This window comes from Brachyspira alvinipulli ATCC 51933, assembly GCF_000518245.1.
Classification (GTDB): Bacteria; Spirochaetota; Brachyspiria; order Brachyspirales; family Brachyspiraceae; genus Brachyspira; species Brachyspira alvinipulli.
This window is the reverse complement of the sequence record NZ_KI912402.1, coordinates 108,601-123,780: the sequence shown is the minus strand read 5'-3', so window position 1 is coordinate 123,780 and position 15,180 is coordinate 108,601. Positions and strand designations below refer to the sequence as shown.

Genomic DNA, 15,180 nt, shown 5'->3' with positions numbered 1-15,180 from the left:
CAACTTTTTCCCGCCGCAAAAAGTTGCAAAAAGTGCAATTATAGAATTAGTACTAAACCATACTAAAATTATCTTGCATGTAAGATAATTTATGAAATTTAAGCCAAAATGTAGCCTTTCGCGAAGCGTATCAGAGTTTGTCTAGGATATAGGTTATCGCCTGCCGATACCAGAGGCGGACTTCGTCGTCAATAATTATCAAAAATTTTATATATTCAATTTTTCTAAATACTCTTTAGCTTCATCATCATAAATATTAATTTCCAAAACTTTTTTGTAACATTCTTTGGCATTTTCTTTATCATCAATTTTTAAATATAATTCAGCAATACGTTTTATAATATCACATCTGTATGAATGCGTTTCAAGATATTTTTTATGAATATCAATAGCCTTTTTATAATATTTTTTTGCTAACTCTTTTTCATTAAAATCATTATAAACTTCTGCAATTGATATATAATACTCTTCGCGATTAGGTTCTAATGAAACAGCATGTTTATAGCACTTTAATGCCTTATTTTTATTATCTATTTTCATATATAAATCGCCTATTTCCTTTGAATAATAACCTTTAAATTCCTTTCTCTCCCATCTGTTTTCTCTTCTGAACATACAACTAGCACTTTTTATTTCAACTTTTATAGCTTTTTTATATGTTTCAATAGCTTTGTTTTTATTGCCTATAGAATTATATAAATCTCCTATACTCTCTAAATCCCAAGAATTTTTATCTTTTTCATTTTCATAAATCTCTATTGCTTTTTTATAATATTCTTCTGCATTTTCCTTTTCTCCCAAACTTTCATAAATCTCTGCAATAGCTGTAAAATCATACCCATATTTTTTATTATCATCTAAATTTATGTATTTTTGATAATATTCAATAGCCTTATATTTTTCGCCTATATGCAAATATAAATTATATAATCCTTTATAATCATTCTTATTAATATAATAATTAACAGCTTTATCAATAAGCAAATATTTTTTATCATGTTTTAAAAGTTTATCATACAAATCTAATAATTTTATTATATTACTATAAATATTTGCATTGCCTTTATCTTTGTTTTCAAACATATAATTCACATATTTTTCGTACATCTCCAAAGCCTTATCATAATTTTTAATTTCTTGATAAATATGTCCTAAAAGAGAATAATAATAACTATCAAAATCATTAATATCCATAAATTTATTACACATTTCAATAGCTTTATCATATTTATAAATACTATTATATAAAGAAGCTAGAGTTCTATAAATACTATCATTAATTTTATCAGTATTATTCAGTAAATATTTTTCAAGTACATTAGCTGCTTTATCACATATATGCAAATCAAAAGAATATATAGTTTCTAATCCATCATAATATTTAAAATTATTAGGCTCTTCCTCTATAAGCTGATTAAATGCTTCTATCAAATATTTATAGTCTTCAATATCTTTATTATATAGATCTCTTATCGAACGCCACTCATATTTTTTAATATATTCTTTGTATGCATCAATACCTTTCTGATATTCTCCTAAAGCCATATAAGATTTAGCTAATGCATTTATTGCACTAGTATTTTCGATATAATCACAAGAAGGATCAATTTCTAATACCTTCTCATAATTTTCTATTGCCTTATCATATTCTTTTTTCGCAAAATATGATAATCCTAAATACATAAAATCGCTTTGATCATGACGAGGAAGTTTTATTATTTCTTTAAACACTTCTATTGCTTCATCATATTTACCCAATTTAAAATATGATTCTCCTATCACAGTAAGATAATATTCTAAATAATTATCATAATCAAAAACATAACTTTTATTTAACTTAACTGCTTTTTCAGCATACTCTATTGCCGCATAATAATTTTCATTTTTATAATTAATATATCCAAAAATATACCAATATGCTGAATCATTTTCATTTAATTCTACAGCTTTTTTAATAAGTTTTAATGCTTCATTATAGTTTTCATTTCTTCTAAAATCATATATATAATTGGCTGCCTTATAGTATAATGCTTTATCATCATTAGGATTTATTAACAAAACTTTTCTAAACTGCTTTTCTGCTTTTTTATTATTTCTATTAGAATAATATGCCCTTCCTAATAGAGTTAAAGCTTTTGTATTATTTTTATCTTTTTTAATATACTCTTTTAATACTTCTATAACTTGATCAATTATATTTTCATTATTATTATCATTATTGTTTTGATAATCTTCATCATTTCCATTATTATCTAACTTGTTATCTGCTTCAGTTGAATCAGTTTCATCAAGTTCATAAGAAAACTCTTTGTTTATTATATTTTCAATTTCTTCTAAAGTGTATGATTTTTTCATAGTGTAGCTCCTATATTTTTATTATTTTTTAATTATATAGAGGTACAAAAAACGGCTTCACGGGAGGTTTTTTAATAATAAATCAGTATAAATAATTACAGCTTATATAAAAATCTCTTATCACCTTTGAAATATCTTTCTATAAGTTTATCCCTGTCTAAATGTCTTGTATAATTCATAATGTATCTTAAAGCTAAATCAATATACTCTTTGGAATTATCTTTGTAATTTTCTTTTATATATTCTTTTAATACATAAAGGGCTTTATTAGGAGCAAATCTATGATTAGGACTATAACCCAAAATATAATCATATAATAGTTTGTCGCATTTCTCTTTTATATCATCATTTATAGAATTATTAACTTCTTCCCTGTCTTTCATAAGCTTTTTATAAAAATGCTCAAATAATTCATTGTATCCTGTTATAAAAAATGGAAATGAAAATAAATCTCTATTTTCAAAATAATAATCAATATCTTCTTTGTCGTATATAATATAACTTTTCATATGGTCATCATCATCTGTGATATTGTATTTATCTAATTTTCTTTGGTATTCTTCTTCCCAATGTTTGTCATATCTTTCTTCAAAATAATTCATTGCTTCATTCTCATTTTCACTTTCCCATTCCATAAACCAAGTTCTTGAATCAACTTCCCCGCTTTCAAAAAACTCATCAACTAATTCTTTAGTTTCAAAATATATTGATCCATTCTTTCTATACTTTTCAGAAATCATTTCTTTTTTATCTTTTTTATTTTCTTTATAATCTTCTTCATCTTCTTTTTCTATAAAATCTCTGCACTCGCCGTCATCATATTCATAATGCCAAGAAGGAATTAATAGTTCATACATTCCATCATCTTCTACATACACATGCAATTCTGAAAACTCATCATCTAGTATAGGAAATTTATCATTATGATACTCTTCATAAATCTCTGGAAATTTATCCTTTTCTAATAAACATTTATAATCCCAGCCCAATAAGTCTTTTTGTATTTCCGGGTCTGGATGCACAAACTGTTCAAAGTTAATTCTTATTAAATATTTTTCTAATACTCTTATAAAAGTATATACTGAACAATTATGATGATCATTTATTATGAGTTTATCTGCTTCTTCTATTTCTATATTATTTTTCTTTATAAGTTTATCAAGTTCTTCTAAAAAATAATTTAATGAATGTTTGCTATAATAGTAATCGTTTTTATCTTGTATAATATATTTTTTATTTTGTCTGTTTAATTCTTCCATAAGATTATATCCTTTTTAAATTTTTAATTTAATTATAATTTATGGACATGACAAATTTTGACACTTTTTTGTATATAAATAAAAAAATAGAATTTTTTTTAATTTTTTATAACTTTTTTATTTTAATAAAATTATGCGACAATTTTTGTCATAGTAATATGCTATGTTAATAATCATAAAATAAATATTAAATACAGGAGGCTTTATATGGCTCAAAATTTTTACTGTGAATACTGCGGAACAAAAGCAAATTCAATATCAGCTTTAACAAACAATAATTGTATCAGACACCCAAATGGTCCTAATAAAGGGAGACACAAACTTTATGAAGGAGATGAAAAATCAGAATATTTTTGTAAATATTGCGGAACAAAAGCTAATTCAATATCAGCTTTAACAAACAATAATTGTATCAGACATCCAAATGGTCCTAACAAAGGAAGACATTTACCTGCTTTATAAAGCAAACAGTTTTTATTTTGTGCATAGTAATTGATTTTATTATGCACATGCTTTATTTATCGATTAAATAAAAAACTCCTGAAAATATGACAGCAAAAATAATAGATATAATTAATGCCACATCTGATGAATTTAATAAATAACATTAATTGAAATTAAAGTGCTTGGTTAAAGATTTTAATCAGGCACTTTTTATATTTATTAAAACAATCTTATAAATAATTTTTTAATATCGTTATCACCTATAAATAAAACAATAGACATATAATTTTAATATCAAAAAACTTCTATTTTTAATATTTTTAATATATAATACTTTTCACTATATTTTAAAGGCTGATAAATGATACTCAAAGAACTTACATTGCGTTCTTTCAGAAATTATAATGAAAATATATTTGAATTTTCTGATAAAATAAATGTTCTCTATGGACATAACGGATGCGGTAAAACTAATATACTAGAAGCAATATATATGCTTGGAAACGGTATATCATTCAGAACTAGACTTGATAGAGAACTTGTAAAAAATGGAAATGATAATTATTTTTTGAGAGGTGTTTTCAGAGAAGATGAACTTAATTATGATACTAATATAGAAATAGCCTATCAAAAAAAAGTCAAAAAAGTATTCATTGATAAAAAAGAAGTATCTTCAAGAAAAGATTTAATAGGAAGAATACTTTATGTTATATTTCTTCCAAATGATACGGAGTTGGTAACTGATGAGCCTAAATTAAGACGCGATTATTTTAATATGCTGATATCAACAATATCATCAGAATATTTAATTGCCTTGATAAAATATAATAAACTTCTTAAAATGAGAAATATTTGCCTTAATACAAAACCTAATGAAGCTTATATTTATAATAGCGACATAGCAAAACTTTCTCTTTATATAGCTAATGAAAATAAAAAATATTCTCAGCTTTTAGAAGAAAAGATGAATGAAATTTATAAAAATATTTTTAACAATGAAAACCCTTATGCAATAAAATATCAATCTAGTATAGAAGATATTTTAAATGAAAATGAATATATTAAAAAACTTGAAACTACATTGCAAGAACAAATCAGAATGCGTACAACATATTTCGGAATACATAGAGCAGAGTATCAATTCTTTTATAAAGATTCATTATCAAAAAAATTCTCATCTCAAGGCGAAAAGAGAATGTTTACTCTTATAATGAAATTGGCAAGCGAAAAAATATTATCAGAATACAGAAAAAAATCCCCTATTCTATTGATTGATGATGCTATGCTTGAACTTGATAATATAAGACGCGATAATATACTTGAATATATAAAAACATTAGGACAGGTATTTATAACTGTTACAGAAAAAGAAAAAGTAAAAAACTTTGAAAACGGAAAAGTATTTGATATACCAAATATAAAGATATAAAAATTATAGAGGAGCTAAAAATGAAATATAAACCTCAAACTAAAGATGAATTAAAAGAATTATTGAAAGATGAAAATATATATTTAAGCGACATTGATACAAGTTTAATCACTGATATGAGCAATATTTTTCATGAAAGTTTGAGGAAAGATTTTAAAGGTATTGAGAAATGGAATACTTCAAATGTTAAAGATATGCATAATATGTTTAGCGATGCTGTATATTTTAATCATAATATAGAAAAGTGGAATGTATCTAAAGTTGAAAATATGGGAGGTATGTTTTTAAGATGCCTTGATTTTAATCAGCCTATTAATGATTGGAATGTTTCCAATGTAAAGGATATGGGTGCTATGTTTGCTGGAGCTGAAAGTTTTAATATGCCTCTTAATAAATGGAATACTTGTAATGTTTTTGATATGAGAGCAATGTTTAATATGGCTTTAAATTTCAATCAGGATTTAAATAATTGGGACACTTCTAATGTTGAAAATATGAATGGTATGTTTTCGCAAGCAAGGAATTTTAATCAGCCTCTTGATAAATGGAATACTTCAAATGTAAAAACTATGCAGTTAATGTTTAATGGATGCATAAATTTTAATCAAGATTTAAATAGTTGGAATACTTCTAATGTTGAGAATATGCATGGTATGTTTTATGATGCCAAAAATTTTAATCAGCCTTTGAATAATTGGAAAGTTAATAAAGTTGTAGATATGAGTGAAATGTTTTCAAAAAGCGGTTTTCAGTATTATGATTCTTTAGAGGATTGGAATATTGAATCTCTTGAGTATTTAGATGATTGGTCTGATGTTATTTCTAAAAATATAGATAAATTAAGTTTGAAATGGATTTTATATTTATATGCTTTTTATAATGATAATAAAATTATAATTAAAAAAATAGAAGAAAATATAAAAGATATTCATAAAATATCTTCAGAAATAAAAAATAAAAAAGTTCAATTCGCTAAAAGAAAATTAGAAAATATTTATTATGATGATTTGAAAGAAGTTGTTGATTATGAAATATTTGACAGTATTGAAAAATATGAAGAAACTATTAAATTAAGTAAAAAAGATGAGAAGAAAGTTTCCTATATAGAAAATTGTAATGTGTTAATAAAAGATAAATCAAGAATAGTTGATATAAAAGTTATAAAATATATATACTTAAAATATTTAGAGTTAAAAAGAGATATTTATTATTTGCTTGAGATTAATTCTATAATAGATTTACTTGACAAAGAAAGTTTTTTAAGTTTTGCTAAAAATATTTATATAGAAACTCATAAAGAAACTTCTGCCATTGTTTATAGTTTGTATGGAGGCGATGAAGCTTTAAGAGAAATATATAAAAAAGAGAAAGACTCTAATTTTCTCTTAATAATTTTATCATCAGTAAAAACAACACAATACAGTATTAAATTATTATATGATATATATTCAAAAACTAAAAAATCAGAATTGAAAGAAGAGGCTTTTTATTTAATAAATAATAAAATATCAAAAGAAATAGGTCTTGATATTGATGATTTAGAATTGAAGTTTAGTTCAAATTTTGGATTTGATTCAAGAGGTGAAAAAATTATTAACGATGATTATAAATTGATTTTGAATAGTGATTATTCTGTAAAAGTATTTGATATAAAAAATAATAAAGAATTAAAAACTACTCCTAAGAATTTAGAAGAAAGTATAAAAGCAGAAATTAAATATATAAAGAAGGAAATACCTGATATTATAAAGAAATTATCTTTAAAGTTAACAAAATTATTAATATATGAAAAGAAATATAATTATAGTTTTTTCAAAGAAGTATTTATTAACAACCCTATAATGAATAAATTTTCTTCTTCACTTATATGGGATTTGTATGATAAAGACAGTAATTTTATAACTACATTCAGATATGCAGGTGATGGAAGTTATTCAAACTGTGAAGATGAAGAAGTTACAATTAATGAAAATAGTTTTATAAGTTTAGCAAGCCCTGCCGAAATGGACGATGAAACTATAAATAAATGGAAGCGTCAATTAGAAGATTATGAACTTAGTCAGCCAATCAATCAATTAACTATAATAAGATTAAATAAAAATAATTTAGAAAGTGAGATAAATAAATTACAAAACGTTGAAATATCTTATGGCAGTTTTAAGGCTTTCGGTATTAGGTATTCAATGAGTCCTAATTATTTAGATTTTGGCGTAGTTGAAAGTTATAATTTAAAAAAAGGAGGTTGTTTCGAAATAAAAATAAATGCTAATAGTAAAATTGATTACAAAGATAAAGTAAAAATAAACATTAACTTTTATAACGAAAATAATAAAAAAGTGTCAGAAAGATTTATTTATACATTACTTATTTTGATGATTTGTGATTTTAGGCTTACTGATATATTTGCTTAAATAAAAAAATTATTTTAAAGCCCCGCCCTTTATACTTTATAGCTTGTTTTGAAATTTTAGTTAAAATTACTTTTATTGCCTGTTTAGAAATGTTAACGCCCGCCCAAGATTTTTTTAAATTTAAAACTTTACTCTACGCACGGCAAAAAAGAAAACCTATGTAAAAACATCAGATGACATAAAAAGCCCTGAGGGTGGGGAAATGTAATTAAATTTTATAATAAAAAATAAGTACGTGGTTACAAAATAGACACAATAATAAAATTCTTAATTTTATTTCAAGCCATATTTATCTTGAATATCTTTTATATTTTCTCTAACAGTATCATAGTTAGGGTCTAATTCCAAAGCCTTTTTATAATCTTTTAAAGCTTCATTGTACTCTCCTAAATTTTCTTTAGATACTCCTCTGTTATTATAAAAAGCTCTATTATTAGGGTTTAACTCTATAGCCTTGTCATAGTCTTTAATAGCTTCTTCATATTCACCTAAAACATCTTTAACACTTCCTCTATTATAATAAGCATCACTATCATTAGGGTTTAATTCTATTACTTTATTAAAATCTTTAATAGCTTCTTCATATTGATCTAAATAATATTTAGCAAGTCCTCTGTTATTATAAGCATCACTGTAATCAGAGTCTAACTCTATAGCTTTATCATAGTCTTTAATAGCTTCTTCATATTCACCTAAATAATCTTTAGCAAGCCCTCTGTTATTATAAGCATAAGTATAATTATGGTCTAACTCTATAGCCATATCATAATCTTTAATAGCTTCTTCATATTCACCTAAATAATCTTTAACATGTCCTCTGTTATAATAAGCAGCACTATTATTAGGGTCTAACTCTATAGCCTTATTATAATATGCTATGGCTTCTTCATATTTTCCTTCAAGAGAAAAAATATTTGCCTTATCAAAATAATATTTTGAATCCCTACCAGAATCATTATCAACTGACATAAAAATTTCCTAAATATAAATTTATTGAAATCATTATAATATAGAAAAAAATTTAATACTATAATAATTAGCGTAAAATATTACGCACGTTGAAAAATGTTTTTGTTTATAAATAAAATTATAATGATTATTTAACTTAGTTTATAAATATTTCTAACCGTGCGTTGGGTTAGCAAAGAACCAAAAGAACTGCATTTTTTAGCTGAAAACAAAGCAATTTAAAAAACGCTTGGACGGGGCAAAGCCCTGCAAATACCTTAATATAAATAAATTATTTTTTATATTAGAATATGTTAAAAAATTTTATTGTTCTTTTTCCCGCAGCTCGCACCCACAGGCAATTGGTCGCAAAAGAAGTGGGGGCTGGAGTAAAGCCACAGATATAACAGCAGAAATATAAATTTGTTTTTGACAAAATGTAATTGTTTAGGTATATACCACTTGAAAAGTTGATATAAAAAATTGTTTGAATAAAATACTATAATTCTGAAATTGAAAATATATATAAATAATATAGAATAATAAAAAACTGTAAGGAAACATAGTCATGAAATACAAGCCTCAAACTAAAGAAGAATTAAAAAAATTGGTAGAAGATGAAAGTATTTATTTGGGAGATATTGATACAAGTTTAATCACTGATATGAGCGAATTATTTAAAGAATCTAAAAGAAAAAAATTTAATGGTATTGAAAATTGGAATACTTCTAATGTTATAGATATGCATGATATGTTTTTTAATTGCAGAAAATTTAATAGCGATATATCAAAATGGAATGTATCTAATATTGAAAATATGGCTTTTTTGTTTTTTGGTGCTGAAGAATTTAATCAATATATAGGTGATTGGAATGTTTATAAAGTAAAAGATATGAACAGTATATTTTTTGACTGCAAAAAGTTTAATCAAAATTTAAATAGCTGGAATGTATCTAATGTTGAAAATATGAGCTTTATGTTTTATGGGGCATTATCTTTCAATCAGCCTTTGAATAATTGGAATGTAAGTAATGTTAAAAATATGTACGGAATGTTTAGTGGATGTAAAAAATTTAATCAGGATTTAAATAGTTGGAACACATCTAATGCTGAGAATATGAGCTGCATGTTTTTTGAGGCAGAAAATTTTGATCAATCTATTAGTAATTGGAATGTAATTAATGTTACTAAAATGTGTAGTATGTTTGAGAGATGTAAGAATTTTAATCAGAGTTTGAATGATTGGAATGTTTCTAATGTTACGGATATGAACAGCATGTTTAAATGTGCTGAAAATTTTAATCAGCCTTTAAATAATTGGAACACTTCTAATGTTGAAAATATGCGTTCTATGTTTGAAGAAGCGGAAAGATTTAATTCTGATATAAATGACTGGGATGTACATAATGTCAAAGATATGAGTAATATGTTTTGTAAATGTAAAAGTTTCAATAAGCCATTAGATAAATGGGATACTTCTAAAGTTGAAAATATGAGATGTATGTTCTTTGAAGCAGAAAATTTTAATCAGTATATTAATAATTGGAATGTAAGTAAAATAGAAAATATGCTTGGTATGTTTGAGAATGCTTATAACTTTGATCAGCCTTTAGATAATTGGAAAACTTCTAGTGTTTTGTATATGAACCGCATGTTTTATAATGCAAAGAATTTCAATCAGGATGTTAGTCATTGGAATGTATCTAATGTTAAAAATATGAATAGCATTTTTTCAGGATGTGAAAATTTTAATCAATCAATAGAAAATTGGAAAATTAATAAAACTTGTGTTATTGATAATATTTTTGAAAATACTCTTTCTTTTAAAAATGTTAAATCAATACTTAATATTTATTTTATTGCCAGAGGAAATCATAAGAAAAAACTTTTATCTATGCTTGAAAATTGTGATATAAAAGAAGTTTATATAGAATCTCTTAAATATTCCAAATTAAAAGATTTTATCAATAAATTAGAAAATGTTTATTATACAGAATTAAAAGAACTAATTAATAATAAAGAAGAAATTATAAAAAAATACAAACAAAAACCTAAAAATAAAAAGATATAGTTTAATATTAAATTGCTTTAATTTGATGAGGATAAAATATGACGCTGAAAAATACAGAAAATAAGAAATATACAGTAAAATACAAATATGCTTTACTTGACATTCTAGAAGATGAAAGTATAAATCTTTACGATATAGATACAAGCAATATGATTGACATGTCTTATCTATTTCAAAATAGTAAAAGGGAAAATTTTGATGGTATTGAAACTTGGGATGTATCAAATGTTACTGACATGAAATATATGTTTAATAATGCTGAATATTTTAATAAAGATTTAACTTCTTGGAATATAAAAAAATTAATTGAATTTGAAGAAATATTTGAAAATGCAAATTCATTCAATCATATAAAAACTATTTTAATGTTTTACAATGCATGCAAAAATAAAAAATACAAAAAGAAACTTCAAACTATGCTTGAATGCCTCGACATAAAAGAAGTTTATAAAGAATTAAATTCTGATAAGATTAATTACAAAAAAAATAAAGAATTCATAAAAAAACTTGAAAATACCTATTATGATGAATTGAAGGAATTAATTAAATAAATTAGTACAATACGAAAATATTTATTTAAGTAATATTGATTACAGATTGAAATACATATTAAAAATAGTAAAAAATTTTTATTATAAATATATTTGGGATGTCAATTTCAATTCAAATATAAAGTTTACCTTAAAAACATTTTTTAATACAAAACCTAAAAATATGAAAAAAATTCTTTCTTGATATGATAATAAATAATAATTTCATATTTATAATATCAAAAATTTATATATTCTTTTAGTACAATAAAAACATATATTAATATAATTTACATTTTTATAAATTAAATATAATATAACAAACAATCAAATAAAGTACTAATATTATAGAATTAAAAAACATGGAGAATTTATGAAAAGATATTTAACAATTAAAAACTTTAGAAATATTAATCCTATAGCAATTGATGAAAATATAGTTAATAAAAAAGAAAATGAGCTTAAATACGGCAGATTATATCTTAATAGCAATATGCAAGAGGGAGCATTAATAAGTATTATAGGAGCTAATGGAATAGGTAAAAGTAATGTACTATCTGCAATTGAAAAAACATTTATTGGAAATATTGATAATAAAAAGGATAATCCTAAAATAGATGGTTTTATAAATTGCAAACCAGAATTAAATGTATTTATCGAATCAGAAAATGGAATTATATATAAAGGAGGGTCAGAAGATAATAATATTGTATGGGATATTTCAGAAACCAATAATATAATAAATATACTTATAAATAAAGGTTATATATACAAAATATTAGATAATATTTTTAATTTTAGAAACAGCAATGATAATTATTATAATCAGCTATTTTATATTTATGAAAATAATTATAAAATTGATAATGATATAGAATATGATTCATGTAATAATGAAATTAAAGAAAATAATAATGAAAAAGAAAATACATACTATAATAATATACTAAACTACGCTGTATCTAAAATCACAAATATAATTAATGAAAAAACAGAACGCAAAGATATATATAAATTAAAATTATTAACAAGTATTATAGATTCAAAATCTTATAAAATAGATAAAGACTCTAAATATTATGATTTAAATTTAAATGAAAATGAAATTAATGATAACAGTTTAAAATATTTATCCAGTATATTAGCTAAAATAGATTGTTTAACAGATACTAAAATATATGTTCATAGAGAAAATATAAAATCTGATGAGCTTATAATACCATGCTATTCTAAAAAGGGAATTTCTTCACCAAACAATCGTAAAGATAATAATAATTTTAACTTTATTCGAGAATCCAATTTTTTATATTCATTATTCAAATCAACTGATAATATGGAATTTTATGAATATTTGATAAACATATATAAAAATGTATCATTAGATGTAGCTTTTATAAAACAAATAGAAAAAGAAATAAACAAACTTTTTGAAAATACCATATCAAAAAAATTTAATAAATTATACAAATCAAATAATGAGTATATTTTTAAGATATCATTAGAAGAAAGCTTTATAAAAATATATTTTGAAACTAAAAACGGGCTTACAAATTTGGAAAATGAATCTGACGGATTTAATTGGTTTTTTAGTTTATTTTTTAATACAATAACCTCTAATGAATTGAAAAAAGGAGATATAATTATAATTGATGAACCGGAACAGCATTTATCAGTACCTTTAATAAGAGAACTTAGAGAGTTTTTGAAACAGTTTGCAAAAGATAATGGAATTACTATAATAACATCTATTCAAATTCCATATTTTGCTGATATAAATTATCTAGATGAATTAAAAATAGTAGAAGTAAAACAAGATGGTATAGGAATAAAAATAGAAAATGATTTCTCAGCAACCTATGGTAAAGCTGATACATTGGAAAAAATTGTCAATGCATTCGGAGTAAAACATATAGACATTACAAAAAACATGAGAATAATATATGTAGAAGGAATCACAGATTATAATTATCTAACAGCTTTTAAAATATTAATGGAACATATAGAAAATAAAGAAACAAACATTGCTTTTATGCCTATTAATGGCGTTGGAAGAGAAAATGATGAAGGCAAAAAAAATATAATAATAGAATCTTTATGCAAATTATCTGCAAATCCTATTTTACTAATTGACGGAGATAAATCAGCTAATCAATTTAATGAATTGGCTGAAGGTACAAATTTGAAAATAACTCAGCTTACAGATATAAATCCAAATTTTATTACTATAGAAGATTTATTTTGTGAAAATGATAAAGAAACTTATAAAATAGACAGTAAAAATAAAGATGCCCTATATTCAAGTTTATTTAAAAATAATATAATGGAATATTATGAAAAAGATTTAATATCTGAGGCAACTATTGATAACTTCTTTACAGTTATACGAGAAATAAAATAATATTATAAAAAGAAAAGGGACTATAAAAATAGTCCCTTTTTTATTATGTAAAAAATTATTTTTATTTTTCTACTTCTTTTTTGTATTTAATTAAACCTTGTTTTAAAATTTCCATAGCTCTCTTCAAATCTTTAGCATCTAATGCATAACACATTCTGATTTCATCTTTACCAAGACCTTCAGTTGCATAGAAACCTTCACCTGGAGCAAACATAACTGTTTCATTGTCAATATTAAAATCTTTAAGAAGCCAAATAGCAAAATCCTCAGCATTTTTTACTGGAAGTTTAGCAAGCACATAAAAAGCACCTTCAGGCTCTTTCATTACTACTCCATCCATTTTTGTAAGCTCTTCAAATAATATTTTTCTTCTATTGTCGTATTCTTTTCTAGCAGCTTCAAAATAGTTATCAGGTAAATCATATAAAGCAGCAGCACCAACCATTTCCAATGTAGGAGCTGATAATCTAGCCTGACATTCTCTAAATACAGCACTCATAAATGGTTTGTTTTTACTTATTATACATCCTATTCTAGCACCGCATGCAGAGAATCTTTTTGATATAGAGTCTATTATAACAACGTTTTCCTGCAAATCTTTGTAAGTACCGAAACTGATTGCCTTTCTATCTCCGTATACAAATTCTCTGTAAACTTCATCGCTTATGATAAACATATCATGCTTTTTAGCAAGATAAGCAATATCATCAAGTTCTTGTTTAGTAGAAACAACACCAGTAGGGTTTGAAGGATTAGAAAACATATATGCCTTTGTTTTTGGAGTAATATGTTTTTCTATCTCATCACGGCTAGGAAGATGGAAACCATTTTCAGCATAAGTTCTAACAGCATTGCGTCTAATATCTAATACATCATAAAAACTGTTATAATTAGCATAATAAGGTTCTGCTACTAATATTTCATCACCCTCATCAAAAATAGCAAGCAAAGTAAATAATAAAGCTTCACTACCTCCATTAGTTATAGTGATTTCTTCTTCTTCATAATGAATACCCAACTTATCATAATATCCTTGAATTTTATTGATAAGCGGTTTAATACCTCTTGAGTGTTCATATTGAAGAGTTTTACCTTTATACTTAGAAATAGCCTCTAAAAATACACTTGGTGTCTCAATATCAGGCTGCCCTATATTAAGATGATAGATTTTTATACCTCTTTTTACTGCATCTTCAGCATAAGGGTTCAACTTTCTTACAGGCGAAGTTTTTAACCTCTGAATTCTTTTGGATATTTCCATAATGCTTCTCCAATACAATTAATAATGATTCAAAAAAATAGAATATACCAAACTTCAAAATTGTCAATATTAAA

General features: G+C 24.0%; 10 protein-coding genes. 6 read left to right on the top strand and 4 right to left on the bottom strand.

The genetic code is table 11. From position 1 onward, the window contains the following. Positions 1-207: 207 nt before the first annotated feature. Positions 208-2,355 carry a tetratricopeptide repeat protein gene (locus tag T324_RS0105365; RefSeq protein WP_028329290.1) on the bottom strand — a complete coding sequence of 716 codons (2,148 nt, stop codon included), beginning with the start codon at positions 2,353-2,355 and terminating at the stop codon, positions 208-210. Between the two features lie 95 nt (positions 2,356-2,450). Then, positions 2,451-3,614, bottom strand: a complete 1,164-nt coding sequence (locus T324_RS0105360; RefSeq protein WP_028329289.1) for a hypothetical protein — start codon at positions 3,612-3,614, stop codon at positions 2,451-2,453. A gap of 207 nt (positions 3,615-3,821) precedes the next feature. Here T324_RS0105360 and T324_RS0105355 point away from each other — a divergent pair, with 207 nt between their 5' ends. From T324_RS0105355 to T324_RS0105345, 3 genes are all read left to right on the top strand, one after another. Then, entirely contained in the window at positions 3,822-4,076 is a 255-nt protein-coding gene (locus tag T324_RS0105355; protein WP_028329288.1) for a hypothetical protein, read from the top strand. Positions 4,077-4,419: 343 nt separating this feature from the next. Next, complete coding sequence (gene recF, locus T324_RS0105350) at positions 4,420-5,487, top strand: DNA replication/repair protein RecF (RefSeq protein WP_028329287.1); 1,068 nt, start codon at positions 4,420-4,422, stop codon at positions 5,485-5,487. A gap of 20 nt (positions 5,488-5,507) precedes the next feature. Beyond that, positions 5,508-7,898 carry a BspA family leucine-rich repeat surface protein gene (locus T324_RS0105345; RefSeq protein ID WP_028329286.1) on the top strand — a complete coding sequence of 797 codons (2,391 nt, stop codon included), beginning with the start codon at positions 5,508-5,510 and terminating at the stop codon, positions 7,896-7,898. Positions 7,899-8,171: 273 nt separating this feature from the next. Here T324_RS0105345 and T324_RS0105340 read toward each other — a convergent pair whose 3' ends face one another. Continuing rightward, the gene (locus tag T324_RS0105340; RefSeq protein ID WP_028329285.1) at positions 8,172-8,867 is read right to left on the bottom strand and encodes a tetratricopeptide repeat protein; all 696 of its coding nucleotides are present in this window, start codon (positions 8,865-8,867) and stop codon (positions 8,172-8,174) included. Between the two features lie 547 nt (positions 8,868-9,414). Here T324_RS0105340 and T324_RS16830 point away from each other — a divergent pair. The 3 genes from T324_RS16830 (at position 9,415) to T324_RS0105325 (ending at position 13,845) form a co-directional block, all read left to right on the top strand. After that, positions 9,415-10,917, top strand: coding sequence for a BspA family leucine-rich repeat surface protein (locus tag T324_RS16830; RefSeq protein WP_051436798.1), 1,503 nt, complete (start codon positions 9,415-9,417; stop codon positions 10,915-10,917). Positions 10,918-10,955: 38 nt separating this feature from the next. Next, positions 10,956-11,468, top strand: coding sequence for a BspA family leucine-rich repeat surface protein (locus T324_RS0105330; protein ID WP_028329284.1), 513 nt, complete (start codon positions 10,956-10,958; stop codon positions 11,466-11,468). Between the two features lie 352 nt (positions 11,469-11,820). Then, entirely contained in the window at positions 11,821-13,845 is a 2,025-nt protein-coding gene (locus tag T324_RS0105325; protein WP_028329283.1) for an AAA family ATPase, read from the top strand. Positions 13,846-13,906: 61 nt separating this feature from the next. Here the strand turns inward: T324_RS0105325 and T324_RS0105320 are convergent, their stop codons facing one another. After that, complete coding sequence (locus tag T324_RS0105320) at positions 13,907-15,106, bottom strand: pyridoxal phosphate-dependent aminotransferase (RefSeq protein ID WP_028329282.1); 1,200 nt, start codon at positions 15,104-15,106, stop codon at positions 13,907-13,909. Positions 15,107-15,180: the final 74 nt, after the last annotated feature.

Coding starts and splice junctions, on each gene's coding strand:
- T324_RS16830 (WP_051436798.1), top strand. CDS start 9,415: ATGAAATACAAGCCTCAAACTAAAGAAGAATTAAAAAAATTGGTAGAA.
- T324_RS0105345 (WP_028329286.1), top strand. CDS start 5,508: ATGAAATATAAACCTCAAACTAAAGATGAATTAAAAGAATTATTGAAA.
- T324_RS0105340 (WP_028329285.1), bottom strand. CDS start 8,867: ATGTCAGTTGATAATGATTCTGGTAGGGATTCAAAATATTATTTTGAT.
- T324_RS0105330 (WP_028329284.1), top strand. CDS start 10,956: ATGACGCTGAAAAATACAGAAAATAAGAAATATACAGTAAAATACAAA.
- T324_RS0105320 (WP_028329282.1), bottom strand. CDS start 15,106: ATGGAAATATCCAAAAGAATTCAGAGGTTAAAAACTTCGCCTGTAAGA.
- T324_RS0105365 (WP_028329290.1), bottom strand. CDS start 2,355: ATGAAAAAATCATACACTTTAGAAGAAATTGAAAATATAATAAACAAA.
- T324_RS0105325 (WP_028329283.1), top strand. CDS start 11,821: ATGAAAAGATATTTAACAATTAAAAACTTTAGAAATATTAATCCTATA.
- T324_RS0105360 (WP_028329289.1), bottom strand. CDS start 3,614: ATGGAAGAATTAAACAGACAAAATAAAAAATATATTATACAAGATAAA.
- T324_RS0105355 (WP_028329288.1), top strand. CDS start 3,822: ATGGCTCAAAATTTTTACTGTGAATACTGCGGAACAAAAGCAAATTCA.
- recF (WP_028329287.1), top strand. CDS start 4,420: ATGATACTCAAAGAACTTACATTGCGTTCTTTCAGAAATTATAATGAA.